The organism is Streptosporangium sp. NPDC004631 (assembly GCF_053601935.1).
Genome location: NZ_JBSGCR010000002.1, coordinates 1 through 16167, shown reverse-complemented (window position 1 = coordinate 16167; position 16167 = coordinate 1). Strand labels below are relative to the sequence as shown.

The window sequence follows — 16167 nt, the reverse complement described above, 5'->3', positions numbered from 1 at the left end:
ACGTCGATATGCGGGTGCGATATCCGGGCGCCGGTGAGTACGTTTCGCAGATCCGAGTCTCAATGGGGGTTTCCAAATGCCAGACGCGCCTGTACTGCACCGTGAGTCAGTTGTCGTGGACGCCCACAACGACCTTCTCATGACCGTCGCGGCGAGGCCGCCCGCCCAGTGGTCCGCGTTCTTCCGCGCGAACTGGCTGCCGCAGCTCCGCGAGGGCGGCGTCGACGTCCAGGTGCTTCCGGTCTTCATCGACACGGCGTTCCAGCCGGAACAGGCGCTGCGCCAGACACTGCGCATGATCGAGTCGGCGCACACGATCGCCGGCGGCTCCCCGGGTGACGTGGCCCTCTGCCGCGACGCCGACGAGATCGACCGGGCCGTGGCCGAGGGGAGGATCGCCCTCGTGCTCGCGCTTGAGGGCTGCCCCGCGGTCGACACCGATGTGGAACTGCTGTCCACCCTCTACCGCCTGGGTGTGCGGATCACGTCGTTCACGCACTTCGGACGGTCGGCGCTCGCCGACGGGAGCGGTGAGGACGCCACAGGGGGCAGGCTGACCCGCGCCGGCGTCGACGCGGTCGGCCTGATGGAGGAGCTCGGCATGCTCCTCGACGTCTCCCATCTCGGAGCCGAGGGCGTCGCCCACGTACTGGAGATCGCCAACCGGCCGGTCCTCGCGACCCACTCCTGCGCGCGGGCGCTGCGCGACCATCACCGCAACCTGACCGACGAGCAGCTGAGGGGCATCGCGAACACCGGCGGCGTCATCTGCGTCAACTTCCTCGCGGCGTTCGTCCACGAGAGCGACCCCTCCATGGAACGGCTCGTGGACCACTTCGAGCACATGGTCGGGGTCGCCGGGCCCGAGCACGTGGGCATCGGCCCCGACTTCGTATGGCAGGTCTTCTCCGAGCTCACGCCGCGCTGGTGCGACGACCTCTCGGTGGAGGGCCTCGACCCGCTGGCGCACGTGGCCGGCCTGCGAGGCCCGAGTGGACTCCCCCTGGTCACCGCCGCGTTGCTGCGGCGCGGATTCGACGAGGCCACAGTCACGGGCATCCTGGGAGGAAACCTGATGCGCCTCTTCCGCCAGGAGCTCACGGCCTAGGTGTACTGCCCTGAGAGGTCGGGCACGCCGCCTCCGGCGACCGCCGGGCTCATCTATCTGAGCCGGGCCGACTCGACCAGCCTCCGGGTGTAGGGGTGCTCGGGCCGGTCGAGCACCCGGCCGGTCGGGCCCTCTTCGACGATCTCTCCCCGGTAGAGCACGATGACACGGTCGGTGGCCTGCCGGACCACGGCCAGGTCGTGCGAGATGAACAGCATGCCGATGTCCGTCGTCCGCCTGATGTCGCGGAGCAGTTCGAGCACCTGAGCCTGGACGGACACGTCGAGTGCGGCGACCGCCTCGTCACAGATCAGGAGCTTGGGGTGGACGGCGAGCGCCCGCGCGATCGCCGCGCGCTGCCTCTCCCCTCCCGACAGCGCGGCGGGGCGCCGGCCGGCGTAGCCGGCGGGAAGCCCGACGAGCCGGAGCAGGCGGGCGACCTCCGGTCGCGGATCGACACGACCGGCCCTCCGGGCGATGGCCTCGCGGAGCATCGCCTCAAGCGAGTGCGCGGGGTTCAGCGACGCGTAGGGATCCTGGAAGACGCACTGCACCGACCGCCTGACCCTCAGGCGCGCCGCCCGGTCCAGCGCGGCGTAGTCGCCGACCTCGTCCGTGTCGACCCTGATGGAGCCGGCCGTGGGTGTCGCGAGGCCGAGGACGCAGCGGGCGATCGTCGTCTTGCCCGAACCCGACTCGCCGACGAGCGCGACGCTCTCGCCCACGCCGACCTCGAAGCTCACCCCCCGCAGCACCTCGACGGTGGCCGGCCGTCCGAACATCGACCCCCGCCGGTACGTCTGACGGAGGCCGGTCACGGTCAGGAAGGGCGTGGCGGGCCGCGGCACCGGCGGCGGCTGTATCCGATCCGCCGCCCGCATGCGATCCCCCAGGTCCGCGCGGATGTCGCCGATCCGGCGGCAGGCCGTGGAGTGGGACGGCTCGGTCTCGACCAGCGGAGGGCGGCTCTCCTCGCACTCGGGGCGGGCCCAGTCGCACCGCGCGGCGAAGGCGCAGGCGCGCGCGACCTCGTCCGGCTCAGGAACGCCGCCCGGAATACCGGCCAGCCGCTCCCGGAGGTGCGTCAACGGCGGGTCGGCGAGCAGGAGCCCGAGTGAGTACGGGTGGAGCGGCCGGTCGCGCAGGGCGTCCGACGGACCGTTCTCGATGATGCCGCCCGCGTACATGACCGAGATTCGCGAACAGGCCGAGAACGCGACGCGCAGGTCGTGGGTGATGAGGATCAGGCTCATCCCCCGGTCGGCCCCGATCCGGCGGAGCAGGTCCAGCACCTCGGACTGGACGGTGGCGTCCAGCGCCGTGGTGGGCTCGTCCGCGATGAGCAGGCGCGGGTCCTTCGCCAGCGCGCACGCGATGGCGATCCGCTGCCGCATCCCGCCGGAGAGCTGGAACGGGTAGCGCAGCGCGACGTCCGGATCGGTGATCCCGACCTCCCGCAGCCGCCGGTGGATCTCCGAAGCGGCCTCGGCCCGAGAACGCCGCCTTCTGGGCAAAGACTGGACGACATGCCGCGCGACCGTCTGCAGCGGGTTGAGCATGGTGAAGGGGTCCTGGAGGAGCAGCGCGATGTCGCCGCCCCTGACCGCGCGCAGTTCCGGCTCCGGGCGGCCGAGCAGGGGGCGCCCGTCGAACGTGACGAGGCCCGTGGCGCTGACCCCGCGCGGCAGCAGCCCGACCAGCGCGCGGGCGGTCAGGGACTTCCCGCTGCCCGACTCGCCCACGATGCCGAGGCTCATCCCCGGTCCGACGGTGAACGACACATCGCGCACCAGGGTTCTCGCGCCGTCCCGGCCCCGCGCGCTGACGCTGAGCCCGCGCACCTCCAGGGCACCCGCCACCTCCCCGGTCCGTTCCGTTCCCAGGACGGGAACCTCGGCGGCCTCGTTCATCGGGTCACGCCCATCGAGAATCGGTCGTACATCCAGTCTCCCAAGACGGTCACCGCGGACGCGGTAAGGATGATCGCGAGGGCGGGAGCGAGCGCCGCCCAGGGGTTGAGGTCCAGGTAGGACCGGCTGTCGGCGAGCATGAGTCCCCAGTCCGCCGTCCCCGGGGCCACGCCGAGGCCCAGGAACGCCAGCGAGGACAGCCCGACGAGGGCGCCGACATAGTCGAGGAGCCCGGTGGCCACGACGGTCGGCATCACGTTGGGAAGCAGGTGGACGAAGAGGATCCGGCGGTCGCCCATGCCGAGCGTGCGGGCGGCGTCGATGTACGGCAGGCGGGCCTGACTCTGGGTGGCACTGCGGACCAGGCGAATGGCGACCGGCGCGGAGAAGAAGACGAACACGCCGAGCGCGACCGGGTAGCCGCCGTCCACCACGCCCACGACGACCACCGCCATCAGGAGGGCGGGCAGGGCGTAGACGAAGTCGACGAACCGGCTGATCACGGTGTCCGTCCAGCCGCCGCGGAGCGCGGACAGCATCCCGAGCGTCGTCCCCACCACGACCGTGACCACGGCGACGATCAGGGGACCGACCACGGCGATCCGGGTGCCGGCGATCAACCGGGACAGGATGTCCCTTCCGAGATCGTCGGTCCCCAGCGGATGGCCGGCCCCCGGCCCCGTGACGCCCAGCGCCAGCCGCTGCCGGTCGGGGTCGTCGGGGGCCAGCGCGACACCCGCCACCGCGCTCACCACGACGACGAGCAGGATCAGCAGCGACACCACGACCAGGATCGGCGGCCGGGGCCGTCGCCGCAGGAGCCCCGTCCTGGTCGGCGCGGCCGTCGTCTCGGTGGTCGTCATCCCTTCCCCTCCATCCGTATCCGGGGATCCAGAGCCAGCATCGCGAGGTCGGCGAGCAGGTTGACGACCACCACCATCGCCGCCGCCAGGAGGGTCAGCCCCTGCACGACGGGAATGTCGTCGCTGGACACTGAGTCGATCATCAGTGAGCCGACCCCCGGCAGGGAGAAGGCGGTCTCGACGAGCACGGTGCCCGACAAGCTGACGATCAGAAGCAGCCCGACCGACGCGATCACCGGCAGGGCGGCGTTACGGATCTGGTAGCCGAACAGCACCTGGGAACGGCTCAGGCCCCGACCGCGCGCGAACACCACGAAGTCCTGGTCCACGACGTCCATCGCCGCGGCACGGGTCTGCCTGGTCATGAAGGCGAACTGCCCGACGGCGAGGGCGACGGCGGGCAGGGCCAGGTGGTGGAGCCGGTCGACCAGGCCGGAGCCCGTGCCGAACGGCGGGAACCAGGCCAGCTGGACTCCGAAGACGTAGATCAGGATGACCGCCACCGCGAACGCCGGGGCGCTCGTCGCCACGATGGACACCGAGCTGATCAGGCGGTCCGCGAACCGGCCCCGCCGGATCGCACTGATCATCCCGGCGGGGAGGCCGAAGGCGATCACGAGGAGAAGGGTCAGCAGGCCCAGCTGCGCCGTGATCGGCAGTCGCTGGACTATGACGTCCATGACCGGCTGACCGGAGTGAACGGACCGGCCGAAGTCGAGCCGCAGAGCCGCCGCCGCCCAGTGGAGGTAGCGCTCCAGGAAGGAGTCGTCGAGGTGGTACTTCTCACGGATGGCCTCGACCGACGCCGGGTCCGTCATGCCCGTCGGCCCGAGGAGCGTCTGCTCCAGACTGCCGGGCGCGAGGGAGAGCAGGCTGAACACCACGAAGGAGACGATGACCAGCAGCAGCAGGAGCGCTCCGAGCCGGCGGGCGATGAAACGGAGGGCGGTCATAAAGGGGCCCCATACATCATTGCGTGACGCGCCCTCTTCAGGAGGTCGCGCTGATCTTGTAGATCCAGGATCCGTTCGCGTAGTCGTTCTGGTCCGCGACGGCGGCGTCGTAGGCGAATCCCCTGCCCATGACGCGGACGGTCTGCTGGTTGAAGAGCGGAATGTAGGGCACCTGCTCCGCGATCCATCCGAGGAGCCGCTTGGCCGCCTCGAACCGCTTGGCCCTGTCCGGCGACGAGGTGAGGACCGCGATCGCCGCGTCGATGTCCGCTGAGGCGAAGTTCGCCGTGTTCAGGCCGTTCTGCACTGCGGTGGAGGAGCCGACGAGCAGCTTGAGGATGTAGGCCGCGTCGGGGGTCAGCGCGCCCAGTTCGAGTGGCTTGACGCCGAGGTTCCTGTGGGCGTACACCTCGGCGACGTACGCCTTCGGGTCGACGACCTTGACCTCGATGTCGATTCCCAGAGGCTTGAGGTTCTGCTTGAGGCTGAGCATGAGCTTCTCGCTCCACGCGAACGTCGGGGAGACCTTCACCGTGAGATCGAAGCCCTCGGGATACCTGGACCGCGCCAGTTCGGACTTCGCCCTCTCCATGTCGAACGGGTACTGGGGCAGGCCCTTGAGGAAGTCCGCGGCCTCGGAGGGGGACGACACCGACGCGAGCTGGTCGGGGGTCATGAAGCCCTCAAGGTTCTTCCAGTAGCCGGCGAACAGGGTGTCGAAGAGCGGTTTCCGGTCGATCGCGTAGGCGATCGCCTTCCTGACGTGCTGGTCGCTCAACGGCGCCTGCCCGGTGTCCAGCGACAGGTAGCTGATCGAGTTCCCGGTGATCGGGATGAGCGTCGTCCCCTCGATGCTCTGGTATCTGCGAGCGTTGCCGACGTCGATGAGGATGGTCGAGTCGACGTCGCCGGAACGCATCGCCAGCTGGGTGGTGTCGTCGTCCTTGAGCAGCCTGATCGTCAGTTGCCTGATCTTCGGCTTCTCACCCCAGTACCGGTCGTTGCGGTTCAGCACGATCTGCTCCGGGGTGAAACTCCCCACCGAGTAGGGTCCGCTTCCGACCGGCAGGGCGGACGAGGAGCCGTAGTTCTCCGGGTGCGCCTCCACGTAGGCCTTCTGGACCACGGCGACGGCCCCCGCGAACAGCGCGCGCAGGGCGGGGTCGGGACGTGACAGCGTCACCGTGACCTGGTTGTCGCCGGTGGCCTCGGCCTTCACGACCGACGTGAGGTACGACGCGGTCTGCGCGCCGGCGGCGCGGGCGCGCTCGATCGAGAAGACCACGTCGGCCGCCGTCACCGGCTTTCCGTCGGTGAACTTCGCGTCGGGACGGAGGCGGTAGACCAGGGACTTCGGCGTCTCCGACACCTCGGCCGCCAGCCCGGGAGCGAAGCCCCCGTCCGAATGGGAGTGCTCCAGCTGCTCGTTGATCAGTGCCACGGGCCCGAAGGCGCCGAAGTCCTTGGTGAGGTCGAGTGATCCGATCGTGCCCTGGGTCGCGAAGACGAACTCGGGAATCTCCCCGCCGCTCGGCTTGGGGGCGCCCCCGGACGTGGAGCCGCCGCAGGCGGTCATCGCCATGGCGGCCGCGGCCAGGACGCCGGCGACGGCGTGTCGCCTCCGGCTGCCGGATCTGGGGCCTGATTGGGTCTTCATGGACGGGCTCCTTCGAGCGTCGGCTAGCCGTTGGCGTTCATCGGGCTGGCGGGGTTGGGTTCGCGGCGCCGTGAGTAGGCGCCGACGTTGATCTCGTGGTCGATGTGACGGCACCGGAAGCGGACCGGGTCCGCGTCGTGGTCGTGGCCGCCCTCGACGGCGTCTATGAGGGCCGACATGAGCCCGCCGACGGTCGGAGCGTTCTTGAACTGGTTTCCGCTGGTCCCGATGGCGACGTAGTAGCCGTCCAGGTCGGTCCGGTCGTAGATGGGCGCCCAGTCGTCGGCGACGTCGTAGAGGCCGGCGATCCCGCTGGGGCGGGGCGGGACCGCCACGTCCGGCATGCGCCGGGCGGCGCGGAGGACCTGGGCGTTGAACACGTCCGCCGTGGGGTGGGGTCCGTAGGTGTCGGGATCGTCGATCCAGACCAGCGGGTCGCACTCCGGCTCGGTGCCGCCGATCAGCAGCCTCCCGTCGAGGTGCGGCCGGAAGTAGGTCCCGAGGTCGTCGTCGATGACGATCGGCCCCATGGCCGTGGCGGAGCCGAACGTGGGCGGGAGGGGGATGCTGTGCACCTCCTGACGGAGTGGACGGGTGCCGATCCGGATGCCGGTCGCCCCCGCCATCTGGTTGACCCGTGAGGAGTGCGGCCCCGACACGTTGACCACGACGGGGGCGGAGATCAGCTCGCCGCCGGCGAGCCTTACCCCCGTGACCCGGTCGCCGCGACGCTCGATCCCGATCACCTCGCTCCGGAGCCGGAGCTCCGCCCCGTGCCGTCGCGCCTCGTCGATCAGGTTCCGGGCGGCCAGTTGCGGATCGTCCACGAAGCCGGCGTCGGGCATGTAGTAGGCGCCGAGCTCGCCGCCGGGATCGTCGAGGAACGCGGGCGAGTCCACGTCCTTCGGCGGCCCGAACATCCGCGGGTCGAGCGCCGGAACCCGTGTGCGGATGTCGTCGGACGACCACCGTTCGCAGGGAATCCCGAGTCTGTCGAGAAACGGGACTATCCGCTCCATCCGCAGGCGCGGGCTGTCGAGGATGACGACGCCGGTCCGGACGAACGAGGCGACCTCCTCGGAGGCGGGGGCTCGGACGTGCTGCCGCCAGTTCTCCCAGCCGAACTTCGACTCCCAGGCGGCGACGACGCCGTCCCACGTCGAGTAGTGGAACCGCACCACGGCCGAGGAGAAGCCGGTGGACCCCGCGGCCACGTCGTTCAGCTTCTCGACGACGGTGACGCGGCGCCCCGTCCTGGCCAGCTCGCAGGCGACCGACGATCCGATCACGCCGGCGCCGATGACCACGGCGTCCGCTGTACTCGTCACGCCGTCCCCCTAGGCCGCAGCCGGACAGGCGGCTGATCTCCGTACCGCAACGTTGATCATCAGGGCATCACTCTCATCTCTGGCGAAGAACTGGGAACGTGTCGTTCACCGAGGGCGTCGATTCAGCGACGCTAATGCGCCGTCCGCCGGCCCCCTACAGCCGGCTGACGGAACCCGGCTCGGCTTCCTTCGACAAACGTCGGTCAGCGTGAGCGCCCGGCCTCATTACCGTCACACCATGGATCTCGTGCTTGACGGCGCAACACTCATCGACGGCACCGGGCGGGAACCGGTCGAACGAGCCCGGGTGGGCATCGTCGACGGCCGGATCGCCGAACTCTCCGGCCGTTCCCCCCGTGCCGGCGAGGATCTCGACCTCACCGGGCTCTGGCTGCTTCCCGGCCTCATCGACCTGCACACGCACATGGGGATCATCGACGTGGTCGAGACCGTGGCCGGCGACGCGATGTCCACGGCGCTCCACGCCGCCCACCTGTTCCGCAACGCCGAACTGTGCCTGCTGTCCGGCCACACCACGGCACGCGAGGTCGGCGGCGCGGACGGCGGCCTCAGACAGGCGATCGACGCGGGTCTGATCCCCGGCCCGCGGCTGCTTCCCTCCGGGCCGATCCTCTGCCAGTCCGGAGGCCACGTCGACTACGGCTCGCCGTGGTCACGGCTGCTCGACCACCACCACGGTCCGCTGGTGAGTGGAACCCCGGGACTCTCCACGCTGGCGAACCTGGTGGACGGCCCCACGGAGGTCCGGATCGCCGCCCGCAGAGCGTTCCAGCGTGGCGCCACCCAGATCAAGATGTGCATCTCCGGCGGGATCGTGTCCCTGACCGATCGGCTGGAGGACACCCAGTTCAGCATCGAGGAACTGACGGCCGCCGTGGAGGAGGCCCGGGCGCGCGGCACCTACGTCACCGGCCACGCCCACAATGCGGAGAGCATCCGCAGGGGCCTGAAGGCGGGCTTCGACTGCTTCGAGCACGGAAGTTTCCTCGACGAGGGCACCGCGGCGGAGATGGCCAGGGCCAAGGTCTCCCTGGTGCCCACGCTCACCGTCGTCCACCTCATGCATGACAGGTGGAGGGAGTGGGGGGTTCCCGAAGAGGTGCTCCCCCGGCTGGCCGGCATCCAGGACGCGATGGTGACCTCACTGCGACTGGCGCACGCCGCGGGGGTCCGGATCGGCTCCGGCACCGACCTCCTGGGACCCGGCCAGGTCGCGCGGGGCCTGGAGATCTCGCTCAAGGCCCGCGCGCTCGGCGCGATGGAGGCCATCGTCTCGGCGACCCGGCGCAACGCCGAGATCATCGGGATGGCCGATCGGATCGGGACCGTCGAGGTCGGCAAGGTCGCGGATCTCGTCGCGGTCGACTTCGATCCGCTGGCGTCGCCGGAGTGCTTCGCCGACGACTCGCGGGTGGTCGTCGTCGTCAAGGACGGCCTGGTGGTAAAGGACACCCGATAACGCCACTTCGACAGGTGTAGAACTCGGGGACAGCGAAGCCTACAAACGACGGACGGCGTGTGTTGGAATAACCGGTGTGGAGCTGACCTTGCAGGACATCGCGGAGAACCTGGCCGGCGTGCTGCAACGGTCGGTCGCCATCGACGACCCGAACCTGAACCTGCTGGCCTACAGCCCGCACTACGGCCCTGTCGACGGCGCCAGGCTCAGCTCGATCCTGCACAGGCGCGCGCCGGAGAGGGAGGTCGCCTACATCCTCGGCCTGGGTATCCGATCGGCCAGGTCACCGATGCGGGTGCCCGCCAGCACGGACCTGAAGATGATGGCGCGCCTGTGCGTGCCCATCAGGCAGCGCAGGCTCCACCTCGGCTATCTCTGGCTGATCGACGCCGACGAGAGTCTTTCCAGGGAACAGATCTCCCAGGCGGCGGCCGCGGCGGAGGAGGCGGGCGCGATCCTCTACCGGAACAGCCTCGTCCAGCAGGTGGAGCGTTCCCGCGAACGGGAGCTCATCCGCGACCTCCTCAACCACCGGCCCGACCTGCGGCGCGACGCGGCGGCCAAACTCATCGACCAGGAGCTGTTCCCCTCGACCGGGACGGTCGTCTGCCTCGTCGTGCGCGCCCTGGGAGCCCAGAGCACCGGAGAGCGAACCCAGCTCGCCCTGGACACCGCCCTGGCCGAGGCCCGGCGGCAGATCCCGATTCGGCGCGCGCTGCACCTCGCGAAGCCGGACCACGGCATCCTCATCGTCACCCCCGGCGATCCGGCGGGCGCCAGGACCATCGACGATCTCGGCGAGGTGCTGCGCAAGGCGATGTCACGCGGTATGGGGGACATCGAACAGCCCGCCCGGGTCATCGTCGGCGTCGGGGAGCCCCAGGCGGGTCTCGTCGACGCCAACGCCTCCTACGAGCAGGCCCTCCAGGCCGTCCACGTCGCCGAGGTCGTGCCCACGACCGGCGACGTCGCCCGATGGGACCGGCTCGGCGTCTACCGCATCATCGCGCTCCTCCCCACCGACAAGCTGACGCGCAACGTCCTCGAACCCGGCGTCAACCGCCTGCTCGCCTCCGACAAGGACGGCACTCTCACGCACACTCTTGAGGCGTTCCTCGACCACGCCGGCAACGTCAAGGAGACCTCCGAGATCCTCAACCTCCACCGGACCAGCCTCTACTACCGGCTTTCCCGGGCCGAGGAGATCACCGGCCTCACCCTGTCGGACGGAAACAACCGCCTCGCCCTCCACCTCGGGCTCAAGGTGGCCCGCCTGGCGGGAATCCACCCGGAGGCCCCGTCCCGCTGAAACGCCGGAGCGCGACACCGTACCCGGACCCGGTGTCACCGCGGAGATGGTCGCCACATGGCGAAAGCCCAGGTCGGACATGCCGACCTGGGCTTTTCACCGGTGCGCCGCCAGGGACTCGAACCCCGGACCCGCTGATTAAGAGTCAGCTGCTCTAACCAACTGAGCTAGCGGCGCCCAACCCGGATAAGACTACCGGACCAGGACATGTGGTCGATACATCGATTTCTCCGGCTTCCGGTCCCGTGATCAGGGCCAGGACGGCTCCCCGGAGGGGTCGGCGGGGCCGGGAAGCACGCCGAGCCGTTCCAGCAGGGTGAGAAAGGTGAGGGCGTACGGCGAGTCGCGCGTGACCGCCGCGACGCGGTCCCAGTCGACCTGCTCACGCAACGCCCTGACCTGGGAGAGCAGCGAACCGTAGTCGCAACTGTGCTCCGAGAGCGGCAGCAGCCAGGTGATGACGAGGTCGGTGGCCTCCAGCACGGGCAGGATCACCGCGGACGCCTTCAACGGCTCGGCCCGCGCCAGCAGCCCGGAGGTGACGGGGCGATCGCAGATACTGAAGATCAAATCCACCAGCCTGCCCTCGTCATAGGCTTTGACCAGCCAGTCCTCCGGTGGCTTGACCGTCTCAAAACCCAGGCTCCGCAGCGCGTCCAAGGCGACCGGCACATCCTCCCTGGGCAGGACGAAGTCCACGTCGTGCAGCGAGGGCGCGGCCCCGCGCGCGTACGCCGCGCATCCTCCGGCCAGCGCGAACCTGACGTCCGCGTCCTTCAATCCGGTGCTCGCCCGCTTCAGCGTCTCCAGGATCGCGTCGGTTACCTCGTGACTGTGGCTTCCCATATCACCCCGGGTACCCCATAGGTCAGCAGGTAGGCATAGTAAACCTTGACTCGGGCAGCGCACCCCCATGATTGATTCGGAACACGTACCCGACGAGGACGCCGAGTCCGGCGAAACCCACAAGGAGCGGGTGGACCGGGAGCTCGGCGAGCTGTTACAGGGCCTGCGGGTCGCCGTGACCGGGGTGCAGGTCCTGTTCGCCTTCCTGCTGACGCTGCCCTTCGCCGCGGGCTTTCACAAGGTGGACCTCCTGGGCCGCTGGCTTTTCTTCATCGCCCTGCTGAGCGCCGCGCTGGCCTCCATCTGCTTCATCACCCCCGCGGCCCAGCACCGCCTGCTGTTCAGGACCCCGCTGAAGGAGAAGATGCTGCACCGCGCCAACGAGCTGGGCATCGCCGGAGCCGTCGGGCTCGCGATCGCGATGACCAGTTCGGTGGCCCTCGTGGCGGAGACGGTCGTCAACGCGTGGCCGGCCGCGCTGTTCGGCGCAGCGATCGCCCTGTCCAGCGCGTGGTTGTGGATCCTCCAGCCGGTTGTGGATCTCTACCGAATCAAAGATGTTAAATCATGAATTAGGAGGGCAGGGGCTTCTTATGGCTACCTTGCTGTGGATCATCGCAGTCGTTCTCGTCATCTCCGGGATCTACGTGATCCTGGCCCGCCGCGACCTCCTCTGGGGGATCGTCCTCATCGTTCTCGGCTTCCTCGTCGGGCCCGGAGGGGTGAGCATCTTCAATGTCTGATGCGGGCCCGCCGCTCGCACAACCACACATCAAACACAAGTCGCCCCGAATTTCCCACCAGAAGCCTTAGCGGGCCGGGTTCTCACCCGGCCCGCTTCTTCGTTTCCGCCCCGGCCCCGGACATCACCGGAACCACAGAGCCACGGGACGACTACAGGTAGTACACCCCGTACGCCCGTCCCAGCACCGGCAGCGCCACGTTGCGCACCCGAATGCCGCCGGGGGTGACGCCCTTCTCCGTGCCCGCGTGCGCGTGACCGTGGACGACCAGGTCGGCGCCCTCCGCGTCCACCGCCTCGGCCAGCAGATAACTGCCCAGGAAGGGGTAGATCTCCAGCGGCTCCCCCGTCAGGGTGTCCTTGACCGGCGAGTAGTGCGACAGCACGACCCGGCGGTCGGCCTCCAGCTCCTTGAGCGCCGTCCGCCAGCGCTCGGCGATCCGTTTGGTGTGCCCGACGAACGCCTTGATCTCCGGTTCACCGAAGTCGCTGGCGCACTTGCCCGCGTATCCCCCTCCGAAGCCCTTGCCGCCGACCACGCCCAGCCGTACCCCGCCGATGCCGAGCACGGTGGCCTCGTCGTGCAGGACCCTGATGCCCACGTCGGAGAGCATGGCGGCGATCTCCGCCGGGTGGTCGGAGTGATGATCGTGGTTGCCGAGCACGGCGACCACCGGGACCGGCAGATCACGGAACTCGTCCGCCACCACCCGCGCCTCCTCCAGCGTGCCGTGCCGGGTCAGGTCCCCGGCGAGCAGCAGCACGTCGGCGTGCTCCTCGATGTCGTCCAGCTGCTTGCGGTAACGCCCCCCGAGGCTCTCGTCGAGGTGGATGTCGCCGACCGCCGCGATCCGCAGCCCTCTCACAGCCTCTCCCCCTCCCCCGGTCCCCGGACCTCCGTGACGGTGACCTCGTTGCGGACGGTCAGGCCGGGAGCCGCCTCGCCGGCCACGTCGGCGATCAGCAGGCGGCGCTCGTCACACGTCACCTGGCCGCGCAGGAAGAGCTGTTCGCCCCGGACGTCCACCCGGATGCCGAGCTCGTGGGTTCTCTCGTCTTCGGCCAGTGCGCGTTGCACGCGCGCGGCGACGTACTGCGGAGCCTCCATCGTCGAACTCCTTTCCCTCAGAAACCTCGCGTTCCCGGCAGACCCGGCGTGAAACGCGTTTAAAAGACCGCCGGAGGGAAGTCAGGACGATCGGATGCCTAAGACGCAGGCACTTTTTCTGTCGCGTACCGCCGCGGAGGCAGTGCCTGTGAAGATCGCAATGGTGTCCGAGCACGCCAGTCCCCTGGCCACCGTGGGAGGTGTCGACGCGGGAGGACAGAACGTCCACGTCGCCGCCCTCTCCCGCGCGCTCGCCGCACGGGGACACCGGGTGACCGTCTACACCCGCCGGGAATCGGCGCGCCAGCCGGAAGAGGTCGCCTTCGCCCCGGGGGTCACCGTGGTCCACATCCCGGCGGGGCCCGCCGTGACCATGGCCAAGGACGACCTGCTCCCCTGGATGCCGGACTTCGGCCGCCTGCTCATCCGGCACTGGCGCACCGCGCCGCCCGACATCGCGCACAGCCACTTCTGGATGAGCGGCCTGGCCACGCTGGCCGCGGCCCGCGACAGCGGGGTGCCCGTCGTGCACACCTTCCACGCCCTCGGCACCGTCAAACGGCGCCACCAGGGCGGTGCCGACACCAGCCCACGCGAGCGCGTCGAGACGGAGAGGCTCATCGCCCGCCAGGCGGACAGGGTGATCGCGACCTGCGCCGACGAGGTGGCCGAGTTACGCCGGATGCGGACACCCGGCGGCACCACGAGAGTCGTCCCCTGCGGCGTCGACCTGCGCGCCTTCACCCCTTCGGGCCCGAGGACGGACCTGGGGCCGGGGCCGGTCCTGCTCGCCATCGGCCGGGCGGTACCGCGCAAGGGTGTGGAGACCACGATCCGCGCTCTCCGCCACGTGCCCGAAGCCACCCTCGTGATCGCGGGAGGCCGTCCCGGCGAACCCGAACCGGAGCGTCTGGCGCGGATCGCCGACAGGTGCGGCGTGGCGGACCGTGTCCGTTTTCTCGGCCACGTGAGCCGCGACGACGTTCCGGCGCTTATGCGCTCGGCGGACGTCGTGGTGAGCGTGCCGTGGTACGAACCGTTCGGCATCGTGCCGCTGGAGGCCATGGCCTGCGGTGTCCCGGTGGTCGCCTCGGCCGTGGGCGGCCATCTGGACACGGTCGTCCCCGGCGTCACCGGCCTGCTGGTCCCACCACGTGAGGAGGAGCCCCTCGGCCGCGCGCTGCGAGGGCTGCTCGCCGACCCCCGCTCGCTCACGTCGTACGGCACGGCCGCCGCCGCCCGGGCGAGGTCCCGCTACGGCTGGGCCCGGGTGGCCGCCGGGACCGCCGCCGTCTACACCGAGGTACTCGCCTTCCGCGGCCGGGCACCCGCGGGAGGCGACGCCTGCCCGGGTACGGGAGCCGCCTGAGCCGGCCGCGGAGGGGGAGATCACGGAGAACGAGGTCGGGGTGGTGACGGACCGGCGGCGGGCCGGGCGACCCTCCGGGAGCCGGGCACCCGAGGCGCCGCCCGTGGACGCGAGGAGCCCGGCCTCACGCCGCTGGAGAGCGCCCTCGACCCGCGCGCCGTGCCGCCCGTGGACGCGAGGAGCCCCGGCCCCTGGTATCGGGACCGGGACTCCCCTCCCGAGGTCACCTGCCGGTGGCTCGGTGGACACTCCGGGCCGCCGAGCGGTCGATCGCCGCCTTGACCACGCCGAAGATCGCTCCTTGAATCGCGGCCGCGACCAGGATCTCGCCCCAGCCGTACTCTCCGGATGTGGCCTGTGGCGCGTCCTCCTTGCCCGACGCGAGCTTCCATACCTGCTTGAAAACGACACCGGCGATGGCACCGCCGAGCATTCCGCTCACGGCGCCCGCCCCTCGGGATACGACCCTGCTCAATGTCCCGTCCTCCGTTTCACACTCGGTGACTCCTCCACTCCCCGAAGGGAGCGGCTTCTCGCCAAGCCGCTCGCGCAGCCCGACGAAGGGCAAACCCCGCCCTCGGATTTCCCGTCGCCCGAAGGCAACGGCCCCCTCGGAAGGACCTGATGGGAGGTGGCACCTCCCCTGGCACGGCCTGGACCAACGGATCTCCCAGGCCGGCCGGGGCCGGTGCGAACCTCAGAACCGGGGCGGCCGAGGTGGGGAACCCCGGACCCGCCGCCCCTCCCCCGGGAACGGCGGAATGTCACACGACCGGGGGGTCGTCGTAGTGGCGCTCCTCGTAGACGCGCCGGTGGGTCACCGGGTCCTCGATCACGGTGGTGGTGGGGGCCACGGCCCGGCGGGCGACGCTGAGCCGGTAGATCGCGAACAGCAGCCAGACGAGGCCGCCGAGCATCAGAATGACCCCGACGACGTTGACGTCGAACCCGGCGATGTCGAACTCGACCGCCCACGTGAGGATGGCGCCGAGCATGATGAGGATGATGCCACCTGCGATGGTCATGGGGATTCCCTCCTTCGAACCAGCGCCTCATCACCTATCCTCCATGCGAATCTCAAACGTCATCCCTGGAGGAGCCGTTGAAATATGACAGCCCGATCGTCGTCATGGGCCTGATGGGCTCGGGAAAGTCATCCGTCGCCCGGCTCCTGGCCGCCGCGCTCGACCGGAGCCTGCGGGACAGCGACCCCGACCTCGCCGCGCGGTACGGCGGCAGGACCGCGGCGGAGACCTTCGTCCTGGAGGGCGCGGACGTGCTCCACGAGCGGGAGTCACGGCACCTGCGGGAAGCGCTGGCGCAAACGCCCCCGCCGGTGATCGCCGCCGCGGCGAGCGTGATCGACAGCCCCGCCGACCGTACGGCTCTGGGCCCGGCCCTAGGGCATGTATTGGGTCGTGATCAATGTGTGGTTCGGGTGAGGTCCTTGATCCAGATCATTGAGGCGCGCAGGTAGAGGCCGGCGAGGTAGCC

At 70.0% G+C, this 16167-nt stretch carries 17 protein-coding genes and 1 tRNA gene; 7 read left to right on the top strand and 11 right to left on the bottom strand.

The features are described from left to right. Positions 1-76: 76 nt before the first annotated feature. Positions 77-1108, top strand: coding sequence for a dipeptidase (locus ACWEF2_RS01780; RefSeq protein WP_453811096.1), 1032 nt, complete (start codon positions 77-79; stop codon positions 1106-1108). 53 nt (positions 1109-1161) lie between these two features. On the opposite strand, the gene ACWEF2_RS01775 is transcribed toward ACWEF2_RS01780, so the two are convergent. From ACWEF2_RS01775 to ACWEF2_RS01755, 5 genes are read right to left on the bottom strand one after another with little or no spacing between them, the layout of a single operon-like run. Further along, positions 1162-3018: a dipeptide ABC transporter ATP-binding protein gene (locus ACWEF2_RS01775; protein ID WP_453811095.1), complete on the bottom strand. Its 1857-nt coding sequence runs from the start codon at positions 3016-3018 to the stop codon at positions 1162-1164. Continuing rightward, positions 3015-3881, bottom strand: coding sequence for an ABC transporter permease (locus tag ACWEF2_RS01770; RefSeq protein ID WP_453811094.1), 867 nt, complete (start codon positions 3879-3881; stop codon positions 3015-3017). The genes ACWEF2_RS01775 and ACWEF2_RS01770 overlap by 4 nt, the downstream gene beginning before the upstream one ends. Continuing rightward, positions 3878-4834 carry an ABC transporter permease gene (locus ACWEF2_RS01765; protein WP_453811093.1) on the bottom strand — a complete coding sequence of 319 codons (957 nt, stop codon included), beginning with the start codon at positions 4832-4834 and terminating at the stop codon, positions 3878-3880. The genes ACWEF2_RS01770 and ACWEF2_RS01765 overlap by 4 nt, the downstream gene beginning before the upstream one ends. 37 nt (positions 4835-4871) lie before the next feature. Next, complete coding sequence (locus ACWEF2_RS01760) at positions 4872-6491, bottom strand: ABC transporter substrate-binding protein (protein ID WP_453811092.1); 1620 nt, start codon at positions 6489-6491, stop codon at positions 4872-4874. Between the two features lie 23 nt (positions 6492-6514). Next, positions 6515-7819: an NAD(P)/FAD-dependent oxidoreductase gene (locus tag ACWEF2_RS01755; RefSeq protein ID WP_453811091.1), complete on the bottom strand. Its 1305-nt coding sequence runs from the start codon at positions 7817-7819 to the stop codon at positions 6515-6517. Positions 7820-8066: 247 nt separating this feature from the next. On the opposite strand from ACWEF2_RS01755, the gene ACWEF2_RS01750 reads away from it, so the two are divergent. Beyond that, on the top strand, positions 8067-9299 hold the full coding sequence (locus ACWEF2_RS01750) for an amidohydrolase family protein (protein WP_453811090.1): 1233 nt from the start codon (positions 8067-8069) through the stop codon (positions 9297-9299). Between the two features lie 76 nt (positions 9300-9375). After that, positions 9376-10608 (top strand): PucR family transcriptional regulator, encoded by a 1233-nt coding sequence (locus ACWEF2_RS01745; RefSeq protein WP_453811089.1) that lies wholly within the window; start codon positions 9376-9378, stop codon positions 10606-10608. 103 nt (positions 10609-10711) lie between these two features. On the opposite strand, the gene ACWEF2_RS01740 is transcribed toward ACWEF2_RS01745, so the two are convergent. Together ACWEF2_RS01740 and ACWEF2_RS01735 are read right to left on the bottom strand one after the other, a co-directional pair. After that, positions 10712-10785, bottom strand: a tRNA-Lys gene (locus tag ACWEF2_RS01740). 72 nt (positions 10786-10857) lie between these two features. After that, complete coding sequence (locus ACWEF2_RS01735) at positions 10858-11454, bottom strand: nucleotidyltransferase family protein (protein ID WP_355592382.1); 597 nt, start codon at positions 11452-11454, stop codon at positions 10858-10860. 67 nt (positions 11455-11521) lie between these two features. Between ACWEF2_RS01735 and ACWEF2_RS01730 the strand changes: the two genes are divergently transcribed. Together ACWEF2_RS01730 and ACWEF2_RS01725 are read left to right on the top strand one after the other, a co-directional pair. Next, entirely contained in the window at positions 11522-12025 is a 504-nt protein-coding gene (locus ACWEF2_RS01730; RefSeq protein WP_453811088.1) for a DUF6328 family protein, read from the top strand. Positions 12026-12047: 22 nt separating this feature from the next. Further along, positions 12048-12197, top strand: a complete 150-nt coding sequence (locus ACWEF2_RS01725) for a GPGG-motif small membrane protein (RefSeq protein ID WP_184719841.1) — start codon at positions 12048-12050, stop codon at positions 12195-12197. A gap of 151 nt (positions 12198-12348) precedes the next feature. On the opposite strand, the gene ACWEF2_RS01720 is transcribed toward ACWEF2_RS01725, so the two are convergent. Both ACWEF2_RS01720 and ACWEF2_RS01715 read right to left on the bottom strand, forming a co-directional pair. Beyond that, entirely contained in the window at positions 12349-13062 is a 714-nt protein-coding gene (locus ACWEF2_RS01720; RefSeq protein ID WP_453811087.1) for a metallophosphoesterase family protein, read from the bottom strand. Next, positions 13059-13304 (bottom strand): BON domain-containing protein, encoded by a 246-nt coding sequence (locus ACWEF2_RS01715; protein WP_453811086.1) that lies wholly within the window; start codon positions 13302-13304, stop codon positions 13059-13061. Before ACWEF2_RS01715 ends, ACWEF2_RS01720 begins: the two co-directional genes overlap by 4 nt. A 148-nt stretch (positions 13305-13452) precedes the next feature. On the opposite strand from ACWEF2_RS01715, the gene ACWEF2_RS01710 reads away from it, so the two are divergent. Further along, positions 13453-14673 (top strand): glycosyltransferase, encoded by a 1221-nt coding sequence (locus ACWEF2_RS01710; protein WP_453811085.1) that lies wholly within the window; start codon positions 13453-13455, stop codon positions 14671-14673. 223 nt (positions 14674-14896) lie between these two features. Here the strand turns inward: ACWEF2_RS01710 and ACWEF2_RS01705 are convergent, their stop codons facing one another. Then, on the bottom strand, positions 14897-15115 hold the full coding sequence (locus ACWEF2_RS01705) for a DUF4235 domain-containing protein (protein WP_355592371.1): 219 nt from the start codon (positions 15113-15115) through the stop codon (positions 14897-14899). A gap of 322 nt (positions 15116-15437) precedes the next feature. Beyond that, the gene (locus tag ACWEF2_RS01700) at positions 15438-15698 is read right to left on the bottom strand and encodes a DUF6458 family protein (protein WP_453811084.1); all 261 of its coding nucleotides are present in this window, start codon (positions 15696-15698) and stop codon (positions 15438-15440) included. A gap of 77 nt (positions 15699-15775) precedes the next feature. Here ACWEF2_RS01700 and ACWEF2_RS01695 point away from each other — a divergent pair, with 77 nt between their 5' ends. Continuing rightward, entirely contained in the window at positions 15776-16150 is a 375-nt protein-coding gene (locus ACWEF2_RS01695) for a shikimate kinase (RefSeq protein WP_453811083.1), read from the top strand. Positions 16151-16167: the final 17 nt, after the last annotated feature.

Coding starts and splice junctions, on each gene's coding strand:
- ACWEF2_RS01780 (WP_453811096.1), top strand. CDS start 77: ATGCCAGACGCGCCTGTACTGCACCGTGAGTCAGTTGTCGTGGACGCC.
- ACWEF2_RS01775 (WP_453811095.1), bottom strand. CDS start 3,018: ATGAACGAGGCCGCCGAGGTTCCCGTCCTGGGAACGGAACGGACCGGG.
- ACWEF2_RS01770 (WP_453811094.1), bottom strand. CDS start 3,881: ATGACGACCACCGAGACGACGGCCGCGCCGACCAGGACGGGGCTCCTG.
- ACWEF2_RS01765 (WP_453811093.1), bottom strand. CDS start 4,834: ATGACCGCCCTCCGTTTCATCGCCCGCCGGCTCGGAGCGCTCCTGCTG.
- ACWEF2_RS01760 (WP_453811092.1), bottom strand. CDS start 6,491: ATGAAGACCCAATCAGGCCCCAGATCCGGCAGCCGGAGGCGACACGCC.
- ACWEF2_RS01735 (WP_355592382.1), bottom strand. CDS start 11,454: ATGGGAAGCCACAGTCACGAGGTAACCGACGCGATCCTGGAGACGCTG.
- ACWEF2_RS01730 (WP_453811088.1), top strand. CDS start 11,522: ATGATTGATTCGGAACACGTACCCGACGAGGACGCCGAGTCCGGCGAA.
- ACWEF2_RS01725 (WP_184719841.1), top strand. CDS start 12,048: ATGGCTACCTTGCTGTGGATCATCGCAGTCGTTCTCGTCATCTCCGGG.
- ACWEF2_RS01715 (WP_453811086.1), bottom strand. CDS start 13,304: ATGGAGGCTCCGCAGTACGTCGCCGCGCGCGTGCAACGCGCACTGGCC.
- ACWEF2_RS01700 (WP_453811084.1), bottom strand. CDS start 15,698: ATGACCATCGCAGGTGGCATCATCCTCATCATGCTCGGCGCCATCCTC.